The sequence below is a fragment of the Rhodococcus sp. G6(2025) genome, from assembly GCF_058628105.1.
On sequence record NZ_CP179750.1, the window covers coordinates 2,892,544 to 2,913,234 of the forward strand.

Genomic DNA, 20,691 nt, shown 5'->3' on the forward strand with positions numbered 1-20,691 from the left:
TTACTCCAAAGTAAGATAATGCACTAGTGGCCCAGACCCACCTTGGCGTGCACCTTCTTCATCCAGGCCGGAGCCCACCAGTTGGCCTCGCCCATCAGCTTCACGAGGGACGGAACGAGGAGCATGCGGACCACCGTCGCGTCGACGATGAGTGCGACGATCATCCCCACACCGAGGAACCGCATGATCGACAGACCGGAGATGGTGAACGCTCCGGTCACCACCACGAGCAGCAGCGCCGCGGCCGTCACGATGCGGCCCGTGCGCTCGGTGCCGAAGCGCACCGCCTCCTCCGTGGTCGCGCCTGCCTCGTGCGCCTCGACCATGCGTGACATCAGGAACACCTCGTAGTCGGTCGACAGGCCGAAGACCACGGCGAGGATGAGGACCACGAACGTCGCCTCGAGCGGTGCCGGACTGACCCCGAGCAGACTCGCGCCGTGGCCCAGCTCGAAGATCCACGTGAGCACACCGAACGTGGCGGCGAGGCTCAGCCCCGCCATCGCGACCGCCTTGATCGGCAGCACCACCGAGCCGAACGCCAGGAACAGCAGCACGAGCGTCGAACCCACCATGATCGCGATCATCACCGGCATCCAGTGCACGATCGCCGCGTTCCCGTCGTCGACGGTCGCCTGACCGCCGCCGACGAGGAGTTCGGTTCCCTCGGGTGGCGTGATGGCACGGAGTCCGTCCACTGAGGCGCTCTGGTCGTCGGTGGTGACGCCCTCGGAGTAGACGGCCTGGACCGCGACCAGCTCGTTGCCGGACGCGACGACGGTGGCCGCCCCGATGCCCTCCACCCGGCCGGCGGCCTGGGCGACCGCGGCGCCGTCGGCGGCGGTCGGGGCCGTGCCGTCGGTGCCCCGGAGAATGAGGGTGGCGCCGTTTCCGGTGGTGGGAAATTCGGTGGTGAGAGTGTCGGTGGCGATCCGGGCGGAGTCGTTCTCCGGGAGCGCCGTGTACGTGACCTCGCCGAGTGATGCGCTGAGCAGGGGCGAGGCGAGGACCATCAACCCCGCGACGATGCCGACCGCGATGGCGACCGGCCGCCGCATCACCCAGGTGACGACGGAGCCCCAGAACTTGCGGGCGCGAACCTCCCCGCGCTGCGCCGCATCCTTGCGCCAGGTCAGTGCGTTGATGCGATGACCCAGGATCGCGAGCAGCGCCGGGACCGCGGTGAGCGACAGCAGCGCCGCGCTCGCGACCGCGGCCATCGCACCGAACCCGAGCGACTTGATCACGTCCTGCGGAAACACGAGCATGCCCGAGAACGCGCACACGAGAAGCAGACCGGAGAACAGCACGGTGCGGCCCGCGGTCAGGACGGTGCGCCGGGTCGCCTCCGCGACGTCGGCGCCGGACTCCAGTTCCTCGCGGAAACGTCCGACGATGAACAGGCCGTAGTCGATCGCGAGCCCCAGGCCGAGCAGGGACGCCACGTTGATCGCGAACGAACTGACGTCGGTGAACAGGGTCAGCAGGCGCAGGGTGGCCAGGGCGCTGAAGATCGAGAGCAGCCCGACGAACACCGGAACGGCCGCGGCCACCAGACCGCCGAAGATGAAGACCAGCAACACGAGAGTGATCGGGAGCGCGATCGCCTCGGCCAGCACCAGGTCCTGTTGCAGCCGGTTGTTGAACGCCACACCCACCACCGAATTGCCCGCGAACTCGGTGTCGATGCCCTCCACCTCGAGCTTCGGCAACAGGTCGTCGAACGTGGCGGCGGTGATCCCGGCGTCGGGGTCGACGGTGATCGCGGCCGACGCCTTGGTGCCGTCCTCCGACACCATCAGCTGCTTTCTCGCCGCGTCCGCGGTCCAGTACGACGTCACCGAGTACGTCGGCACCTCGGCGGCGAACCGGTCGAGACTCGCGGTGACCTCGGGGCCGATGTCGTCCAAGGTCTTCCCCTCGGGTGCCGTGTAGATGGCGATGATGTCCGGCGTCTGCGGACCCAGGTTGTCCTGGACGATCCGGGCCACTTCGGCGGATTCGCTACCGGGATCGGTGAACCCGCCCGAGCTGAGTTTCGCGAAGACACCGGTGCCCCACGCGCCGCTCACCAGAACGGCGACGACGGCGAGGCTCAGGACCCACCATTTGCGTGAAACAACGGTCGAGGCCCAACGTGTCATGCGTCATCTCCGGCGTGTCTGGGGCGGGCAGCTGCGACTGCCGACTGTAGTGCGGATCGGGGTGTCACCGGCGGGGGTGTGACGCGGCTCCCGGCAAATCGTGCATACTCGGCATCGCACTTGCAGCCACACGCACGGGGGAAGCCGGTCCGAATCCGGCGCTGACCCGCAACGGTAGGCCACCAGATCATTTCGGTGGCGAGCCCGATTACCCGGCGTGGGGTGTGCGACATCCTTTTCGTCGTGGTCTACGAAGCGGAGTCCTGCAGGCGCCGCACCGGGCGTCTGCTGACTTCTCATTCGTGGCTCTGAGCCGCAATGAGGTTTACATGCACGGTCAGTTGTTCAGAAGTGCCGGTCTGGTCACGCTCGCTGTGGCCGCGCTGGTGGTCGCCGGGTGTTCGCGCGGGGAGTCCGTGGGGCAGACCGCTTCCGCAGAATCCTTCGCCGAGCCGGTGTCCGTCACCAACTGCGATCGAACGGAGACGTTCGACGCCCCGCCCCAGCGCATCATCAGCATGAACGATCACGTCACCGAGGTGCTGATCGAGATGGGGGCCGGCGACCGCATCGTCGGCACAGGGTACGGCGACGCGACCCCGCTGCCCGAGTTCGCGGACGCCTTCGCGAAGATCCCGAAACTCGCGAAGGAATACCCGACCCGGGAGCAGATCCTCGACCTCGACCCAGACCTGGTGGTCGGCGGAATGCGGAGCGCGTTCGACGAGAAGGAGGGGCGGTCGCGCGAATCCCTCGGCGACCAGGGCATTCCCACCTTCCTGTTCTCCGAGTACTGCGGGCAGGGCTTCCCGGACATCGGTCTGCTGCGCAGCGACTACCAGCAGCTCGGCGAGATCCTCGGAGACCCCGACCGGGCGCGGGCGATCACCGACCGGGTGACGTCCGGGTTGCAGGCCGTGCGCGACGAAATCGCGGGCGCCGCCCCGGTTCCGACGTTCTTCTACGATTCCGGCGAGGACGTCCCGCTGACGATCGGCGGTGTGGGAGTCGGCCAGCTCATCGCAGACCACGCGGGTGCGGCCAACCTCTTCGCCGAAGGGGAGAAGCCGTATTCGAAGTCCACCTGGGAGATCATCGGTGAACGCGCCCCGGAGGCGATCGTCGTCCTCGACTACGGCACGACGAGTGCGCAGGCGAAGATCGACTTCCTGAAGTCGCACCCGATCATGTCGACGACACCCGCCGTGAAGGCCGGCCGCTTCGTGGTGGTGCCGCTCGACGACTTCTTCGAGAGCCCGCGCCTGGTGCGGTCGGTGGAGACGATCGCGCGGGCACTTCATCCGGACGACGTCGGCGCGCGATGACCGTCACCGCAGAACGTGCGGCACCACCGGCGCAGGCACCACACCCGGCCCGCGCACGCCTCGGTTTCGCGGGCCTGACGGTGCTGCTCGCGCTGACAACCCTGTTCGTCGTCGGCCTCGCGGTGTCGTTCGGTTCCGTGCGCATCCCGGTCGGCGACGTGTGGGCGATCGTCGCGCACCGCGTGGCCCCCGGCGCATTCGAGTCCTGGTGGTCACAGGCGCGGGAGTCGATCGTCCTCGACTCCCGGCTGCCGCGGGCGCTGACCGCGGCGACCGTCGGTGCGGCGCTGGCCCTCGCAGGCGCCGTGGCGCAGGCGGTGACCCGCAATCCGCTGGCCGATCCCTATCTGCTCGGCGTGTCCTCGGGTGCCGGTTTCGGCGTGGTGGTGGTGACGGTGCTCGGGCTCGGGGTGGGAGCGCTCGGCGCGTTCACCGTTCCCGTCGCGGCATTCCTGGGCGCGATGGTGCCGCTGTTCCTGTCGCTGGCGATCGGCGGACGGTATCCGCAGCCGACGGCCGTCATCCTCGTGGGCGTCGCGTCGGCGCAGGTGTTCTCGGCTCTCATCACGTTCTCGATCCTGGTCGTCGCGGACGAGCATCAACTGAGTTCGGTGATGCACTGGCTGGCAGGCGGGTTCGGCGACTCGCGCTGGTCGACGGCGATCTTCCCGGCCGTGGCACTCGCGACGGTCGGGGCCGCGATGATGCTGAGCGCGAGCCGCATCGACCTGCTGCAGGCGGGAGACGACGGCGCCGCCGCCCTCGGCATGAACGTGCGACGCTTCCGCGTCGTGCAGTTGCTCGGTGTGTCGATGCTGGCCGGGGCCGCCGTGTCCGTCGCAGGTGGCATCGGCTTCATCGGTCTGCTGGTGCCGCACCTGGCCGGGTACGTCGTGGGCGCCCGGGCGGTCAGGCTGCTGCCCGTCGCCGCATTCCTCGGCGCGATCGCGATGGTCGCGGCGGACACGGCCGCGCGGTCGGTCGCGCACAGCATCGAGGTCCCGGTGGGCGTCGTCACCGCGCTCGTGGGAGCGCCGATCTTCGTGTGGATGCTCTACCGGCAGTATCGGAGGGCCGAACAGTGACCGCGCTGAGCCTGCAACGTGTCCGCGCCGAACTCGGGTCGCGGGAAGTGCTGCACGGCATCGACTTCTCCGTGCGTCCCGGTGAGGTGCTGGCGTTGGTCGGGCCCAACGGTTCCGGCAAGACCACCGCGCTGCGCTGCTGCTACCGCGCGCTCACCCCGACCGGGGGCGCCGTCGCCGTCGACGGAACGGACACCGCCGATCTGGGCCGGCGGGAACTGGCCCGCACGATCGGGGCGAGCACCCAGGAGCCGCGGGTGTCCGCGGGACTGACCGTGCGCGAATCCGTTTCGCTCGGACGTATCCCGCACCGGGGCTGGTTCGAACGGGCGACCGGCGCCGACAGTGAGATCGTCGAGACGTGCATACGTCAGGTCGGGCTGGCCGAACTCGCGAATCGCGACGTCCAGGCGCTGTCGGGCGGGGAGCGTCAACGGGTGTCGATCGCCCGGGCGCTCGCGCAGCAGCCGAGGGTCCTGCTGCTCGACGAACCCACCAACCACCTCGACCTGCGGCATCAGCTGACGGTGATGAACCTGCTGCGTGACCTCGCGTGCGACGGTCTGGCGATCGTCGTGACCATGCACGACCTCCGGCTGGCCGTCGAGTTCTGCGACACGCTGGCCGTGATGCACGATGGACGGGTGATCAGCACCGGTCCGCCCGCCGACGTGCTGGACGACGCCGTGCTCGGCGGGGTGTTCGGCATCCGCGCCGTCGTGCGGTCGACGCCGCGGCTGTCGATGGAGATCCTGGGGTTGGCCGATGGATGAGCAACTGCGGCGTGCGTACGAGCTGACCGCCCGCCGCGTCCCGATGATCGCCGACCAGATCGGGCAACCCGGCGCCTCCTCGTTCCCGGCCGTGCGCCTGACCGATCCCGGCTGGCTCGCAGACCGCGTCGCGGACACGGCGAGGCGGTGGGGCAGCGACGATCCCCGGGTCAACGGCACCCTGTGGTGGTACTCGGCCAGCTCGACCCTGACCGGGATTCCGATCGCGACCGCGCTCGTCACGGGGGTCGCCGCCCGGCCGCGGCTCGTCGACGCCGTGGCATTCCTGCGGGACGACGGGTATCTCGGCGGCCTGACCGCGTCGTCGGCACTGCCGGTCACCGAGGGGCTGTCCGAGCTGGCGTCCGAGATGGCCACGGCGCTGACGCCGATCATCGACGCTCTCACCGCGGCGTCCGGGGTGCGGCAGGCGGCGATGTGGGCGATCACGACGGATTCGATCGCCAACCGGGCACTCGACGCGGGAACGGCGTGCGGCGATCGCGCACGCGGCAGCATCTTCGCCCGGGGGCTGGTGGACGCACTCCGCCGCGTCGGTGTGGTGATGCCGGACCCGCGGTTCGTCGACATCCGGGCCGGGGCACTGTCACGCCGGTTCACGCAGCGGGCGTCGTGTTGCCTGATCTACGAGACCCCCGGGTCGGGCAAGTGTGTGAGCTGCCCGAGGAGGCCGGCCGAGGACCGTCTGAAAGGTCTGGCCGCGCTCGTGACGTGAGTCCGGGTGCCTGCGTTGACCGGTCCGCGGGTGTGATGGCAGACTGAAGGCGTTCGAACTCCCGTTCGAATGATGCGTCTTCCCCAGCGGCATCTTCCATGGTTTCGGCACGGCACGTGCGCGACATGAAGAGGTGTGCCAGATGGGTTGGGGAAACGGTCCGCCGACGTGGTCCGAGATGGAGCGCGTCCTGTCGGGCAGGCCGGGGAGGGTCAGCCCGGAGTCGCTGTACCCGGGCGACGGCGGCGACAGCCCCGCGTGGTCGCGCAAGCGGGGGGAGTACCGGGCGGGCCCGCAGGAGCGCACCGGCTCCACCGTTCCGTACGCCGAACTCCACGCGCATTCGGCGTTCAGTTTCCTCGACGGCGCCTCCCCGCCGGAAGAGTTGGTGGAGGAGGCCGTTCGGCTCGGTCTCGAGGCCATCGCACTCACCGACCACGACGGGTTCTACGGTGTGGTCCGGTTCGCGGAGGCGGCGAAGGAACTGAACATGCGCACCGTGTTCGGGTCCGAACTGACGTTGGACGACGCGCATCTGCTGGTACTGGCGCGAGGTCAGGAGGGGTACCGGCGGCTCTCCCGGGAAATCGCGGCGGCGCATCTCGCGGGCGGGGAGAAGGGCAAGCTGCGCTACGACCTCGACCGTCTCACCGACGCGGCCGGGGGGCACTGGCAGATCCTGACCGGGTGCCGGAAGGGGCATGTGCGTCAGGCGCTGGCCGACGGTGGCCCGGACGCCGCGGCCGCCCGGCTGCGGGAGCTGATCGACCGGTTCGGGGCCGACCGGGTCACGGTGGAACTCACCCATCACGGCATCGCGGAGGACGGTGAGCGCAACGCCGACCTCGCCGAACTCGCACAGCAGCACGGCCTTCGGGTGATCGCGTCCACGGCGGCGCACTTCGCGGGACCGCCGCGCCGGAGACTGGCCATGGCGATGGCCGCCGTCCGGGCCCGGCAGAGCCTCGACGACGCGGCCGGGCACCTGGCGCCCGCCGGGGGAGCGCACCTGCGGTCCGGTGAGGAGATGGCGCACCTCTTCGCCGCGTACCCGGAAGCCGTCCGCGGTGCCGCGGACCTCGGCCTGGAGTGTGCGTTCGACCTGCGGCTCATCGCGCCGCAACTGCCACCGTTCGACGTGCCCGACGGGCACACCGAGGCGAGCTGGCTGCGTCAGCTCACGATGGACGGAGCCCGCCGACGTTACGGTGCGCCTGCGGCCCGGCCGGAGGCCTACCGGCAGATCGAGCACGAACTGGACATCATCACCGGGCTGAACTTCCCGGGCTACTTCCTGGTGGTCCACGACATCGTGTCGTTCTGCAAGAACAACGACATTCTCTGCCAGGGAAGGGGTTCGGCGGCCAACTCCGCCGTCTGTTACGCCATCGGCATCACCAACGTGGATCCCGTCCGCAACAAGCTGCTGTTCGAACGTTTCCTCTCGCCCGAACGCGACGGCCCGCCGGACATCGACGTCGACATCGAATCCGATCGGCGGGAGGAGGCCATCCAGCACGTCTACGCCAAGTACGGACGCCAGTACGCGGCGCAGGTGGCGAACGTCATCACGTACCGCGGCAAGTCCTCGGTGCGGGACATGGCCCGGGCGCTGGGTTTCTCGCAGGGGCAGCAGGACGCGTGGAGCAAACAGGTCAGTCGCTGGGGCGGCATCGGGAAGGAGGTCGGCACCGACATTCCGCCCGCCGTCCTCGAGCTGGCCGCTCAGATCGAGGGGTTTCCGCGGCACCTCGGCATCCACTCGGGCGGCATGGTGATCTGCGACCGGCCGATCGCCGACGTGTGCCCGGTGGAGTGGGCGCGCATGGAGAACCGCAGCGTTCTGCAGTGGGACAAGGACGATTGCGCGGCGGTGGGTCTGGTGAAGTTCGACATGCTGGGTCTCGGCATGCTCTCCGCGCTGCACTACATGATCGACCTCGTGGCCGAGCACAAGGGGATCGAGGTGGATCTGGCGCAGCTGGACCTCTCGGAGGAAGCCGTCTACGAGATGTTGCAGCGGGCGGACTCGGTGGGGGTCTTCCAGGTGGAGTCACGGGCCCAGATGGCCACCCTGCCGAGGCTGAAACCACGGAACTTCTACGACCTGGTGGTGGAGGTGGCGCTCATCCGTCCCGGTCCGATCCAGGGCGGATCGGTGCACCCGTATATCCGCCGCCGCAACAAGCTCGAACCGGTGACCTACGACCACCCGTCCCTGGAGAAGGCACTGAAGCGGACGCTGGGTGTGCCGCTGTTCCAGGAGCAGTTGATGCAGATGGCGGTCGACGTGGCGGGTTTCAGCCCGGCCGAGGCCGACCAGCTCCGCCGGGCCATGGGTTCCAAGCGGTCGCCCGAGAAGATGGAACGGTTGAGGGGGCGGCTCTACCAGGGCATGCGGGAGATGCACGGGATCGGTGACGACGTGGCCGACCGGATCTACGAGAAGCTGTACGCCTTCGCGAATTTCGGTTTCCCCGAAAGCCATTCGCAGAGTTTCGCCGCCCTGGTCTTCTATTCGTCGTGGTTCAAGCTCCATCACCCGGCGGCGTTCTGCGCCGGTCTGCTGCGGGCGCAGCCGATGGGCTTCTACTCGCCGCAGTCGCTGGTGGCCGACGCCCGCAGGCACGGGGTGCCGGTGCACGGCGCGGACATCAATGCGAGTCTCGCGCACGCCACCGTCGAGGCGGGCGGAACGGAGGTGCGTCTCGGGCTCGGGGAGGTGCGGCACATCGGGACCGCGCTGGCCGAGCGGATCGTCGAATCCCGCGGCGACGGAGGTCCGTACACGTCGTTCCTCGACCTCACCGGCCGGGTGGAACTGAGCACGGCGCAAGCCGAATCGCTGGCTACCGCAGGTGCTCTCGACAGTTTCGGGTTGTCCCGCCGGGAGGCGTTGTGGGCGGCGGGCGCCGCGGCGGGGGAGCGCCGCGACCGGCTGCCGGGGATCGGGGCATCCACCCGCGCGCCGACCCTGCCGGGGATGAGCGATCTCGAACTGGCCGCGGCGGACGTGTGGGCCACCGGGGTGTCACCGGACACGTACCCCACCCAGTTCCTGCGCCCGCAACTCGACGCGCTGGGGGTGATCCCGGCGGCGCACCTGCTCGATGTCCCCGACGGCGACCGGGTTCTGGTGGGTGGGGCGGTTACCCACCGGCAGCGCCCGGCGACGGCCGCGGGGGTCACGTTCATCAACCTCGAGGACGAGACCGGGATGGTCAACGTGGTGTGTTCGGTGGGGTTGTGGGCGAAGTACCGCAAGCTCGCCAACACGGCGCCCGCATTGCTGGTCCGCGGCAAGGTGCAGAACGCGGAGGGGGCGGTGACGGTGGTGGCGGATCGGCTGCAGCTGATGGATTTGCGGGTGTCCGCCAAATCCAGGGACTTCAGGTGAGCCGGCACCGCTAGCATTCGGACATGAGGAGATACGTCTTGTCGGCGATCGTCGTGGCTTCGCTGGCGCTCGCGGGGTGTGGTGGTTCCGGCAGCGATTCCTCCCAACCGTCGCCCGCCCCGACACCCGGGGACTCGAGCCAGATGGAAATCGGTGGCGCAGTACAGCAACCCGCGAAGGACCAGGCGCCCACCGACCGCCAGGAGATCATCACCGGTCAGGTCGCGCTCACGGCGGACGACCCGGTGGCGGTCGGCAGGCAGATCGTGGACAAGGTCGACGATCTGGGCGGACGCGTCGACCAGCTCACCGAACAGCCGGGCTCCGACGACCAGGATGCGAGCAGTTCCCTGACCATCCGGGTGCCCGCCGACTCGCTCACCCGGACGTTGGACGATCTGCGGGAACTGGGCAAGGTCACCAGCGTCAGCGTCACGAAGAGCGACGTGACGATGCAGTCGCAGGATCTCGACGCCCGGATCGGCGCGTTGACGGCGTCCGTCACCCGGCTGCAGGGGCTCATCACGTCGGCGGCGAACACCGCGGATCTGATCGAGGCCGAGAGGGCGTTGTCGGAGCGTCAGGGCGAACTGGACAGCCTCACCGCCCAGAAGCGGTCGCTGAGCGACCAGGTGGCACTGGCGACGCTCATGATCGACGTCACCACCACGGATGCCGAGCAGCCCAGTCCCGGTCCGGACAACTTCTGGGAAGGGCTCGTCGCGGGCTGGCACGCCCTGCTGTCTGCGATCAAGGGCGGTGCCGTGGTCGTGGGGGCGCTGATTCCCTGGTTCGGTTTCGTGGCCGTCATCGCACTGGTCGTGTACGGCGCGTACCGTCTGCGCCGGATGTACAACAGGCCGGCCGGCCCACCGCCGGGCCCGGCGCCGGAACGAGAAGAGGCGAAGACGCAATGATCGAAGTCGACCTGAATGCCCTGGACGGCGCGTTGGCGTCCGGTGCCCCCGTCATCGATGTGCGCGAGGCCGACGAGTACGCCCAGGCACGGGTGCCGGGTGTGACGCTGATTCCGCTCAGTGAGTTCGTCGCGCGCGTGGACGAGATCCCGGAAGCCGAGGTCGTCTACGTGATCTGCGGGGTGGGCGGCCGGAGCCTGCAGGCGGCGGAGTACCTGAACGCGCGGGGGATCAACGCCGTGTCGGTCGCGGGCGGGACGTCCGCGTGGATGCAGTCCGGACGCCCCGTCGAGTCGGGCGCGTGACACCCCGGGGCACCATTCCGGTCAGCGGACCGCGCTGAGGGCGTGCGCCGCGGAATCGTCGCGGACCACGCGCCCACCCCGTTGCCCGGCGGCGTGCCTCAGTGTGCGGACCGCAACGGTGCTCCAGATCAGGACCAGCGCGCACCACAGGGTCACGCCGGCGCCGACGATCACCACCGAGTCCAGTGCGACGCCGAGCGAGTTCGCACCCAGCGCGCAGGTGCCGACGGGGAACGTGAAACTCCACCAGCCGGGCGTGAACCCCAGCCCGCGGCGAAAGGCCTTGGCGGTCACCGTGACCAGCGTCACGAGGGCGAGGACGCCGAGTGCGCCAATGGTGGTCCCGTAGACCACGCCCACCGCGTGGAGCCAGGCGTGGCCGGATGCCCCGCCGAGCAGATTGATCGCCGCCACCGACTGGCCGATCACGCCGAGCGGAATCCACAGGGTGGGCACGAGCGGGGTGTCGGGGAGCCCGTTGCTCAGCAGATGGCGTCCGACGACGACGGCGACGGTCAATGCGGCGCTCAGCGCCAGCGCGAACAGCGTGTAGCAGAGCGCGAGCATCGCGATCTGGGCCGCGCCTTCCGGGAGGCGCTGGACCAGCGCGGCACCGGTGGCGGCCGACACCATCGGCGGCACGACGGGCATGAGCCAGGACGGCACCGGAGTCACCTGGTGAGGCCGGGCCAGTCGGCGCGCCATCACCACGTATGTGACGAGCCCGATGACGGTCCCGATCGTCCACAGGGTGGCCGACGCGGCGACAGCGACACCACCGAGAAGTGCGCGGCCCGCGGATCCGGTGCCGGCCCCGACCGTCAGCACCGCCATCGACACGGCGCCGTAGAACGGGAACATCGTGTGGCTGCGCGCCTCCGCGAGTGCGTCGTCGCGGCGACGGATCCAGTGCCGCACCAGTGCGGTCGTCAGCACCACGAGCAGCGTCGCGGCGATCAGCCAGAAGATCTCGGCGACCGTCCGGGCCACCGGACCGCCTGCCGGAAATGCCGCGGCGACGACTGCGACGATGCCGGTGCCCATCACTGCTGCGAACCAATTCGGGGTCATACCTAGAGCTTGCCGACGCATCGTCGTGGCCGGTAGAAGGCTTGTCGTTGAATACCCACAAATCGCGTTTGTGGGACTAGCCTTGGGTTGTGCCGCTGTCTCCCCGAGTACCCGAACTCAGTGCCCTCGACGTCCTGCTGTCCGTCGAGCGGCTCGGCAGCATGGGGGCGGCGGGGCGTGAACACGGGCTCAGCCAGCAGGCGGTCAGCGCCCGGGTGCGGTCGGCCGAGCGTCAGTTCGGCATCAAGGTGTTCAGCCGCGGTGCCAGCGGTGTGCGGCCCACGTCGGAAGGCGCGCTCATCCTCGAATGGGCGAGTCACATCCTCGCCACGGCCGAGGAACTGGCGTCGGGGGTCGCGGCGCTGCGCGGCGAACGGCAGGCCGGGCTGACGGTGGCGGCCAGCATGACGATCGCCGAGTACCTGGTTCCCGGGTGGACCGTCGCGATGCGGCGCAAGTACCCGAACGTGGTCACCAACGTGCGGCTGCTCAACTCGTCCGAGGTGACCGCCCGGGTGCTGTCCGGTGACGCGGATCTCGGGTTCGTCGAGGGCCCGGACATTCCGGCTGGACTGCAGGTACGGGAGATCGGCCGCGACCACCTGGTGGTCGTGGTGCCGCAGGAGCACGAATGGGTCCGCCGGTCACCGATTCCCGTGTCCGAACTCGCCGCGACGCCGATGATCCAGCGTGAGTCCGGTTCCGGGACGCGCACCACCCTGGAGAACGCGGTGCCGCAGTGCGTTCCGCCGCTGCTGGAGCTGACGTCGTGCACGGCGGTGAAGGCAGCGGTCGTGGCGGGTAACGCTCCGGCGGTGCTGTCCTCGCTGGCGGTGGCCGCCGACCTGACGGATGGCCGCCTCGCCTCCGTTCAGGTGGAGGGGTTGACGCTTCCGCGGCGGCTCTCCGCCGTCTGGGACCCGGTGCGCGGCGTTCAGGGTGCGGCGCGCGACTTCCTCGACATCGCGCTCGGTGCCGGCGCGGCCGCGGGTGTCGGGGCCGCAACCGTCGGAGCTACAGCGCAGCCCCGCTGAATCCGTGCTGGCGCCACGCCTCGTACGTGACGAGGGCGGCGGCGTTCGACAGGTTCAGCGACCGGCGGCCGGGCAGCATGGGGATCCGGAGCCGCTCCGTCACGTGGGGATCGGCCAGCACCTCCTCCGACAGTCCGGTGGGTTCGGGACCGAACAGCAGAACGTCGCCGGGCTGGTAGGCGATGTCGGCGTACGACACGGTGGCGTGCGCGGTGAAGGCGTACACCCGCGCAGGCTCCAGCGCAGCCCAGGCCGCCTCCAGGTTCTCGTGCACGGTCACCGACGCCAGGTCGTGGTAGTCGAGTCCGGCACGTTTGAGTTTCGGCTCGGACAGGTCGAATCCGAGTGGACCCACGAGGTGCAGTTCGCACCCGGTGCCTGCCACCATGCGGATGGCGTTGCCGGTGTTGGGTGGGATTCGGGGTTCGTGGAACATCACTCGGAACACCCGCACAGCTTAGGGGCACACCGCGAGGCGGCATGATGGACGCATGGATCCGGTAGAAGAGGTGGTGGGTGAGGACTACGGCGACGCACGACTCCCCGCGCAGAACTGGCAGCGGCGGCACTACACGAAATGCAACTTCCGCGACGCCGACCTGAGTGAACTCCGCACCGAGTCGGTGATCTTCACCGACTGCGATTTCACGGGCGCCGACCTCGCCGAGTCACATCATGTGCAGACGGCGTTCCGCTCGTGCTCGTTCACCAGAACAACGCTGTGGCACAGCGAGTTCCGCAACTGCAGCTTCCTCGGGTCGGAGTTCGACAACTGCCGGCTGCGCCCGATGGTCTTCGACGAATGCGATTTCACGCTCGCGTCGCTCGGCGGTGCCGACCTGCGCGGACTCGATTTCACGGACTGCCGGTTCCGGGAAGCCAACCTCGTCCGCACGGACCTCCGGCGCGCCGTGCTCCGGTCGGCGGATCTGTTCGGCGCCCGCACCGGCGGCGCGAAATTCGACGGCGCGGACCTGCGCGGGGCCCACGTCGACGCGAACCTGTGGACGGCGGTCTCGCTGGACAAGGCGCAGATCGAACTCACCCAGGCCATCGCGTACGCGACCGCCAACGGGCTCGTGGTGGAACCGACCTGACGCGTGTATGGCGAACCTGAGAGAATGGGGCACGTGACTGCAACGATCCTCGATGGCAAGGCGACCCGCGACGAGATTTTCGAAGACCTGAAGGTGCGGGTGAGCGCCCTGAAGGACAAGGGCATCACGCCCGGTCTCGGCACCGTTCTGGTGGGGGACGACCCGGGGTCGGCCGCCTACGTGCGCGGGAAGCACAACGACTGCGCGAAGGTCGGGATCACCTCGATCCGCCGCGACCTGCCCGGCGACATCACGCAGGAGAAGCTCGACGCCACCATCGACGAGCTCAACGCCAACCCGGACTGCACCGGCTACATCGTGCAGCTCCCGCTGCCGAAGCAGCTCGACGAGAACGCCGCCCTCGAGCGCATCGACCCCGACAAGGACGCCGACGGCCTGCACCCGGTCAACCTGGGCCGGCTGGTGCTGGGCAAGGAAGCGCCGCTGCCGTGCACGCCGCGCGGAATCCTGCACCTGCTGCGCCGGTACGAGGTGCCGATCGAGGGGGCACACGTCGTCGTCGTCGGTCGCGGTGTCACCGTGGGCCGCCCGATCGGTCTGCTATTCACCCGGCGCAGCGAGAACGCCACCGTCACCCTCTGCCACACCCGTACGCGAGACCTCGGAGCGGAGGTCCGCCGCGCCGACATCGTGATCGCGGCGGCGGGCGTTCCCGGTCTGGTCACGGCCGACATGGTCAAGCCCGGTGCCGCGGTGCTCGACGTGGGTGTGAGCCGCACCGCGGACGGACTGCGCGGCGACGTGGCGGCGGATGTCGCCGAGGTCGCCGGCTTCCTGTCCCCGAACCCCGGTGGCGTCGGGCCGCTCACCCGTGCCTTCCTGCTGACCAACGTCGTGGAGCGGGCCGAGCGTGTCGCAGCGTCTCTCGGCTGAGATGGCCGACTGGGGGCAGTTCGCGAAGAAGAATCTGCCGATGCTCGCAGTCCTGGTCGTCATCGTCGTGGCCGTCGTGTTCGTGCTCGCGGATCGGTGGCGACGAGGCGCGTTCGTGTTCGGCGTCGCCACGCTGCTCGCGGCGGTATTCCGGTTGATGATGCCGTCGGAGCGCGTCGGACTGCTCGCGGTGCGCAGCAAGCCTTTCGACGTGGGTGCGCTGGTGGCCGTCGGGGGCGCAATCGTGTGGCTGGCCGTGTCGATCGACCCGCTCGGAACCGACTAGCGGTCCGAGCGGGTGTCGTCCCGCACGGGGGTCAGCGCCCCGCGCGGGCCAGTTGCATCGTCTCGGAGAGCAGTTTCGCGACGGCGGCGGCCTCGGTGAGGAACCCGTCGTGGCCGTCCCGTGAGTTGAGGACCCGCAGACCGTCGCAGGTGGGGATGTCGTTGGCCAGATCCTCCTGCAGGCGGATCGGGTACAGGCGGTCGGAGTCGACGCCGCCCACGATGACGGGTGCGGTGATCGTCCCCAGCGCCGCGGCGATGCCACCGCGACCGCGGCCCACGTCGTGCCGGTTCATGGCCTCGGACAGCAGCACGTATGTGCTCGGGTCGAACCTGCCGACCAGCTTGTCGGCCTGGTGCTGGAGGTAGCTCTCGACGGCGTACCGGCCGCCGCGCCACGGGTCCTCGCCGTCCTGCGGCGAGTTCGCGAACCGGGAGTCGAGTTCGGCCTCGCTGCGGTAGGTCAGGTGCGCGATCCGGCGGGCGATGCGCAGTCCGGCCCGGGGGATCCGGCCGGTGTCGTGATAGTCGCCGCCCTGCCAGTCGGGGTCGCTGGTGATGGCCGCGATCTGGGTGGTCTGTGTGCCGATCTGGTCGGCGGTCGCGCGGGCGCCGACCGCGAGAACGAGCGCGGACGCCACCTGGTCCGGGTAGGTGACGGCCCACTCGAGCGCGCGCATTCCGCCCATCGAACCGCCGACGACGGACGCCAGCTTGTCGATGCCCAGCAGGTCGGTGAACTTCTTCTCGGCCGCGATCTGGTCGCGGATGGAGATCTCCGGGAAACGGCTGCCCCACGGGCGCCCGTCCTCGGCGATCGAACCGGGACCGGTGGTGCCGCGGCAGCCACCGAGGACGTTGGTCGCGATGACGCACCATTCGTCGGTGTCGATCGGCGCACCCGGACCGACCATCCCGGTCCACCAGCCGGGGGAGGGGTGTTCGTCGGTGACGGGTCCGGTGACGTGCGAGTCGCCGGTGAGGGCGTGCTCGACGAGCACCACGTTGTCCCGGTTCGGGGACAACTCACCCCATCGCTGCACGGCGAGGGACACCGACGGGATCACTGTTCCGCTCTCGAGCTCGAGCGATCCGATGTCGATGGTGCCGAGACGTCCGTCCGCCACCGGCAGGTTCTGTACAGCGCTCACGGTCAAGATGCCGCCGCCGTGAGTCCGGTCTCGATATCGGCGATGATGTCGTCGATCCCTTCGATGCCTACAGCCAGGCGGACCAGTCCGGGGGTGACGCCGCTGGCGGCCTGCTCCTCGGGGGTCAGCTGGGAGTGTGTGGTGGACGCCGGGTGGATCACCAGCGAGCGGACGTCGCCGATGTTCGCGACGTGACTGTGCAGGGTGAGCGCGTTGACGAACTTCTTGCCCGCGTCGATGCCGCCGGCGAGTTCGAACGTCACGATCGCGCCCGCACCCCGCGGCGCGATCTGCTTCGCCCGGTCGTGCCAGGGCGACGACGGAAGCCCGGCGTATCCGACGGACACGACCTCCGGCCGCGCCTCCAGGTACTGGGCGACGGCGGTCGCGTTGGACACGTGCCGTTCCATGCGAAGGCTCAGCGTCTCGAGACCCTGGGCGATGAGGAACGCGTTGAACGGGGAGATCGCCGAGCCGAGGTCGCGGAGCAGCTGCACGCGCGCCTTGAGGGCGAAGGCAGGCGGTCCGAGTTCGGAGTAGACGACGCCGTGGTAGCTCGGGTCCGGGGTGGTGAAGTTGCCGTGGCGGCCCTGGGTCCAGTCGAACGTGCCGCCGTCGACGATGACACCGGCGATCGCCGTGCCGTGGCCACCGAGGTACTTGGTGGCGGAGTGCACCACGATGTCCGCACCGTGCTCGAGGGGGCGGATCAGGTAGGGGGTGGCCACCGTGTTGTCGACGATCAGCGGGAGCCCGTGCTGATGGGCGATCCCGGAGATGCCCGGCAGGTCGAGGACGTCGTTGCGGGGGTTGGAGATGGTCTCGCCGTAGAACGCCTTCGTGTTGTCCCGGATCGCGTCCTTCCACTGCTCGAGGTCGTCGGGGTCCTCGACGAACGAGACCTCGATGCCGAGCTTGGGCAGCGTGTAGTGGAAGAGGTTGTAGGTGCCGCCGTACAGCCGCGGGCTGGAGACGATGTGGTCGCCCGCCTCGGCGAGGTTCAGGATCGCGATCGTCTCGGCGGCCTGTCCGGAGGACAGCAGCAGGGCGGCGACGCCGCCTTCGAGGGCGGCGATGCGCTGCTCGACCGCGTCCTGGGTGGGGTTCATGATGCGGGTGTAGATGTTGCCCGGCTCGGCCAGACCGAACAGCGCGGCAGCGTGATCGGTGCTGTCGAACGTGTACGAGGTGGTCTGGTAGATCGGCAGCGCCCGCGCCTTGGTGGTCGCGTCGGACGTCTGCCCGGCGTGGATCTGCTTGGTCTCGAACGACCAGTTCTCGGTCATGTGCTGTCTACTCCAGTGGTCTGACGAGGCGCGACGGAGTTGCTGGTTCGTTCGCGCACAGGGCTTGTCTGGTGCTCTATCTACGACAACAACAACACATCATGAACCTCCGATGTCGGACCCGCGCTTGTCACCCGACTGTTGTATGAATCAGGGAACCAGGTCATCACCCGGGGCACCCCACCGCGGTGGAGGGTTGCCGGCCAGCTAGCCGGGGCTCGTTGCTGGCACTCATGACCTGGAGTGAATCTTAGCGGCTGGGGTGGAACGACCGGAAACGGCACCGATCAGGGCCACTAGCAGGGAAAAGTTACCCGCGAGTAGGGACGACCTCCGTGCCCCACGTGTTGCGAGCGTGGCGCATAGCAGTACGCTTGTCTTGTTTACGTGCGGTCTCCCAGCGGCCGCCTTGACCGTCTACGTTTGAAAAGCGAACCGTTCGCGGACCCACTCACAAAGTGCGACCGCAACCGTGTAACCAGGGAAACTTCCTAGGAGGACGCGAAGCACCCATGTCCAAAATCAAGGTTGAGGGCACCGTCGTCGAACTCGACGGCGACGAGATGACACGCATTATCTGGCAGTTCATCAAAGACAAACTGATCCATCCTTACCTGGATGTGAATCTCGAGTACTACGACCTCGGCATCGAACACCGGGACGAGACCGACGACCAGGTGACCGTCGACGCGGCCAACGCCATCAAGAAGCACGGCGTCGGCGTCAAGTGCGCGACCATCACCCCGGACGAGGCACGCGTCGAGGAGTTCGGTCTCAAGAAGATGTGGCGGTCGCCCAACGGCACCATCCGCAACATCCTCGGTGGGACGATCTTCCGCGCGCCGATCATCATCTCCAACGTTCCGCGACTGGTTCCGGGCTGGACCAAGCCGATCATCATCGGCCGTCACGCCTTCGGCGACCAGTACCGCGCCACCGACTTCAAGGTCCCCGGTCCCGGCAAGGTGATGATCACCTACACGCCCGAGGACGGCAGCGAGCCGATCGAGCACGAGCTGGTGAACTTCCCCGAGGGCGGCGGCGTCGTCCAGGGTCAGTACAACTTCACCAAGTCCATCGAGGACTTCGCGCGCGCCTCGCTCAACTACGGCCTGCAGCAGAACTACCCGGTGTACCTGTCGACCAAGAACACCATCCTCAAGGCGTACGACGGCGCGTTCAAGGACATCTTCCAGCACGTCTACGAGACCGAGTTCAAGTCGGAGTTCGACGCGGCAGGACTCACCTACGAGCACCGTCTCATCGACGACATGGTCGCGTCGGCGCTCAAGTGGGAGGGCGGCTACGTCTGGGCCTGCAAGAACTACGACGGCGACGTCCAGTCCGACACCGTCGCGCAGGGCTTCGGATCGCTCGGCCTCATGACCTCCGTGCTGCTGACCCCGGACGGAAAGACGTGTGAGGCCGAGGCCGCACACGGCACCGTGACGCGTCACTTCCGTCAGCACCAGCAGGGCAAGCCGACGTCCACCAACCCCATCGCGTCGATCTTCGCGTGGACCCGTGGACTCGAGCACCGCGGCAAGCTGGACAACACCCCCGACGTCATCGGCTTCGCCCAGAAGCTCGAAGACGTGGTCATCAAGACCGTCGAGGGTGGCCAGATGACCAAGGACCTCGCGATGCTGGTCGGCGGCGACCAGGGCTACCTGACCACCGAGGAGTTCCTCGGTGCGCTGGACATCAACCTCCAGAAGGCCATCGCCGAGCAGTAGGCACCGAGCCACAGCGTTACGAGCGGGACGTCCCCTCACGGGGCGTCCCGTTCGGCGTTTCCGGGCCGGGTGAGTCATCTCACGGTCGCTCGCGGCGCGAAAAGCGGAATCCGGGGAAGAGAATTTCGATGTGGGTCGTTGCGCAACGAGGCGCCGTGCGCCGCGTAGCCGTCTCCCCGCCTAGTCGAAAGTCCTTCTGTGAGCACTTCCACCCCCGTCCGCCCCGAGCACCTCGGTGTCATCGCCCAACATCCGTCCGTCCGCAAGCTCGCCATGATCGCGCTCGCGCTCGGTGGCTTCGGGATCGGGACCACCGAGTTCGTGGCGATGGGGCTACTGCCCGAGATGGCGTCGAGTCTCGGGATCACCGAGCCGACGGCCGGGCACGTCATCTCGGCGTATGCGCTGGGTGTGGTCGTCGGCGCGCCACTCATCGCGGCGTTGACCGCGCGGGTGCCCCGTAAGACGCTGCTGATCGCGTTGATGGCGGCGTTCACGATCGGCAACGCCGCCACGGTGTTCGCGCCGAACTACGGCGTGCTGATGGCCGCGCGGTTCGTGGCGGGCCTGCCGCACGGCGCCTACTTCGGTGTCGCGGCCCTCGTGGCGGCGCACCTCGCGGACCGCGGCCAGCGAGCCAGGGCGGTCGCTCTCGTGATGATGGGACTGTCGGTGGCCAACGTCGTCGGCGTTCCCGTCGCGTCGTGGCTGGGCCAGACGCTCGGCTGGCGCAGCGCCTTCGCGCTCGTGGCCGTGATCGGTGTGGTGACACTGGGCGCGATCTGGTCGTGGGTGCCCGCGCTCGCCGCCATGCGGATGTCGAATCCCCTCACCGAACTCGGTGCCCTGCGCCGCGCGCAGGTGTGGATGACGCTGATCATCGGCATGGTCGGGTTCGGTGGCATGTTCGCCGTCTACACGTACATCAGCACGACGCTCACCGACGTCGCCGGCCTGTCGCGGTCGCTGGTGCCGCTGGCCCTGATGATCTACGGGCTGGGCATGGTCGCGGGCAATCTGATCGGCGGCCGACTCGCCGACCGGGCGCTGATTCCCGGCCTGTTCGTATCGATGACGGCGCTCGGGGTGTTGCTCGGCGTCTTCGTGATCGCCTCCCACAACCCGTACACGGCGCTGCTGCTGGTGTTCTTCGTCGGTGCGGCGGGTGCGTCGATGGTTCCCGGGTTGCAGACCCGGCTGATGGACGTCGCCGCGGACGCCCAGACCCTCGCCGCCTCGCTCAACCACGCGGCCCTCAACATCGCGAACGCGTTCGGGGCGTGGATCGGTGGTGTCGTGATCGCGGCCGGCTACGGCTACACGGCGCCCGCCGCGGTCGGTGCGCTGCTGGCCGTGGCGGGTCTCGTGGTCCTCACCGTGGCGGTCGCGATGGAACGCCGCAGCGCCCGTTCGTCTCGGTAGCCGCGCTGTCGTACGCGTCCGCTACGGTGCTTG

Annotated in this window: 18 protein-coding genes and 2 riboswitches; of the genes, 13 read left to right on the forward strand and 5 right to left on the reverse strand. The window is 68.8% G+C overall.

Annotated elements, in window-relative coordinates; all coding sequences use genetic code 11:
• Nucleotides 1-23: 23 nt before the first annotated feature.
• Nucleotides 24-2,144, reverse strand: coding sequence for an MMPL family transporter (locus tag ACLIVD_RS13100; protein ID WP_491932562.1), 2,121 nt, complete (start codon nt 2,142-2,144; stop codon nt 24-26).
• A gap of 102 nt (nt 2,145-2,246) precedes the next feature.
• Nucleotides 2,247-2,378: riboswitch (cobalamin riboswitch) on the forward strand.
• A gap of 95 nt (nt 2,379-2,473) precedes the next feature.
• Between ACLIVD_RS13100 and ACLIVD_RS13105 the strand changes: the two genes are divergently transcribed.
• The 7 genes from ACLIVD_RS13105 to ACLIVD_RS13135 all read left to right on the forward strand — a co-directional run bounded on the left by ACLIVD_RS13105 (nt 2,474) and on the right by ACLIVD_RS13135 (nt 10,682).
• Nucleotides 2,474-3,469 carry an ABC transporter substrate-binding protein gene (locus ACLIVD_RS13105; protein WP_491932563.1) on the forward strand — a complete coding sequence of 332 codons (996 nt, stop codon included), beginning with the start codon at nt 2,474-2,476 and terminating at the stop codon, nt 3,467-3,469.
• Entirely contained in the window at nt 3,466-4,554 is a 1,089-nt protein-coding gene (locus ACLIVD_RS13110; protein ID WP_280782685.1) for a FecCD family ABC transporter permease, read from the forward strand. Before ACLIVD_RS13105 ends, ACLIVD_RS13110 begins: the two co-directional genes overlap by 4 nt.
• Nucleotides 4,551-5,327, forward strand: a complete 777-nt coding sequence (locus ACLIVD_RS13115; RefSeq protein ID WP_283333023.1) for an ABC transporter ATP-binding protein — start codon at nt 4,551-4,553, stop codon at nt 5,325-5,327. Before ACLIVD_RS13110 ends, ACLIVD_RS13115 begins: the two co-directional genes overlap by 4 nt.
• A complete protein-coding gene (locus ACLIVD_RS13120; protein WP_283353406.1) occupies nt 5,320-6,063 on the forward strand; it encodes a (2Fe-2S)-binding protein in 744 nt (247 codons plus the stop codon). The genes ACLIVD_RS13115 and ACLIVD_RS13120 overlap by 8 nt, the downstream gene beginning before the upstream one ends.
• A gap of 142 nt (nt 6,064-6,205) precedes the next feature.
• On the forward strand, nt 6,206-9,460 hold the full coding sequence (locus ACLIVD_RS13125) for an error-prone DNA polymerase (RefSeq protein ID WP_283333025.1): 3,255 nt from the start codon (nt 6,206-6,208) through the stop codon (nt 9,458-9,460).
• A 23-nt stretch (nt 9,461-9,483) separates the two neighbouring features.
• A complete protein-coding gene (locus ACLIVD_RS13130; protein ID WP_280782689.1) occupies nt 9,484-10,377 on the forward strand; it encodes a DUF4349 domain-containing protein in 894 nt (297 codons plus the stop codon).
• Nucleotides 10,374-10,682, forward strand: coding sequence for a rhodanese-like domain-containing protein (locus ACLIVD_RS13135; protein ID WP_005257071.1), 309 nt, complete (start codon nt 10,374-10,376; stop codon nt 10,680-10,682). Before ACLIVD_RS13130 ends, ACLIVD_RS13135 begins: the two co-directional genes overlap by 4 nt.
• Nucleotides 10,683-10,703: 21 nt before the next feature.
• Here ACLIVD_RS13135 and ACLIVD_RS13140 read toward each other — a convergent pair whose 3' ends face one another.
• Nucleotides 10,704-11,753, reverse strand: a complete 1,050-nt coding sequence (locus ACLIVD_RS13140) for a TDT family transporter (protein WP_283333026.1) — start codon at nt 11,751-11,753, stop codon at nt 10,704-10,706.
• 89 nt (nt 11,754-11,842) lie between these two features.
• Here ACLIVD_RS13140 and ACLIVD_RS13145 point away from each other — a divergent pair, with 89 nt between their 5' ends.
• The gene (locus ACLIVD_RS13145; RefSeq protein WP_491932564.1) at nt 11,843-12,787 is read left to right on the forward strand and encodes a LysR family transcriptional regulator; all 945 of its coding nucleotides are present in this window, start codon (nt 11,843-11,845) and stop codon (nt 12,785-12,787) included.
• On the opposite strand, the gene ACLIVD_RS13150 is transcribed toward ACLIVD_RS13145, so the two are convergent.
• A complete protein-coding gene (locus tag ACLIVD_RS13150) occupies nt 12,768-13,235 on the reverse strand; it encodes a tRNA (cytidine(34)-2'-O)-methyltransferase (protein ID WP_025432262.1) in 468 nt (155 codons plus the stop codon). The two genes, ACLIVD_RS13145 and ACLIVD_RS13150, sit on opposite strands and share 20 nt — an antisense overlap.
• Nucleotides 13,236-13,278: 43 nt before the next feature.
• Between ACLIVD_RS13150 and ACLIVD_RS13155 the strand changes: the two genes are divergently transcribed.
• From ACLIVD_RS13155 to ACLIVD_RS13165, 3 genes are read left to right on the forward strand one after another with little or no spacing between them, the layout of a single operon-like run.
• Nucleotides 13,279-13,884, forward strand: a complete 606-nt coding sequence (locus ACLIVD_RS13155) for a pentapeptide repeat-containing protein (RefSeq protein ID WP_280782692.1) — start codon at nt 13,279-13,281, stop codon at nt 13,882-13,884.
• Nucleotides 13,885-13,917: 33 nt separating this feature from the next.
• Nucleotides 13,918-14,778 (forward strand): bifunctional methylenetetrahydrofolate dehydrogenase/methenyltetrahydrofolate cyclohydrolase, encoded by an 861-nt coding sequence (locus tag ACLIVD_RS13160; protein WP_198602216.1) that lies wholly within the window; start codon nt 13,918-13,920, stop codon nt 14,776-14,778.
• A 1-nt stretch (nt 14,779) separates the two neighbouring features.
• Complete coding sequence (locus ACLIVD_RS13165; protein ID WP_005239865.1) at nt 14,780-15,064, forward strand: DUF3017 domain-containing protein; 285 nt, start codon at nt 14,780-14,782, stop codon at nt 15,062-15,064.
• A 31-nt stretch (nt 15,065-15,095) separates the two neighbouring features.
• On the opposite strand, the gene metX is transcribed toward ACLIVD_RS13165, so the two are convergent.
• Entirely contained in the window at nt 15,096-16,220 is a 1,125-nt protein-coding gene (metX, locus tag ACLIVD_RS13170; protein ID WP_280782693.1) for a homoserine O-acetyltransferase MetX, read from the reverse strand.
• On the reverse strand, nt 16,217-17,500 hold the full coding sequence (locus ACLIVD_RS13175; RefSeq protein ID WP_105420521.1) for a bifunctional o-acetylhomoserine/o-acetylserine sulfhydrylase: 1,284 nt from the start codon (nt 17,498-17,500) through the stop codon (nt 16,217-16,219). Before ACLIVD_RS13175 ends, metX begins: the two co-directional genes overlap by 4 nt.
• A gap of 118 nt (nt 17,501-17,618) precedes the next feature.
• Nucleotides 17,619-17,739, reverse strand: a riboswitch (SAM riboswitch).
• Nucleotides 17,740-18,012: 273 nt separating this feature from the next.
• Here ACLIVD_RS13175 and ACLIVD_RS13180 point away from each other — a divergent pair.
• On the forward strand, nt 18,013-19,236 hold the full coding sequence (locus tag ACLIVD_RS13180) for an NADP-dependent isocitrate dehydrogenase (RefSeq protein ID WP_280782695.1): 1,224 nt from the start codon (nt 18,013-18,015) through the stop codon (nt 19,234-19,236).
• A gap of 198 nt (nt 19,237-19,434) precedes the next feature.
• Nucleotides 19,435-20,658: an MFS transporter gene (locus ACLIVD_RS13185; RefSeq protein ID WP_280782696.1), complete on the forward strand. Its 1,224-nt coding sequence runs from the start codon at nt 19,435-19,437 to the stop codon at nt 20,656-20,658.
• Nucleotides 20,659-20,691 lie beyond the last annotated feature (33 nt).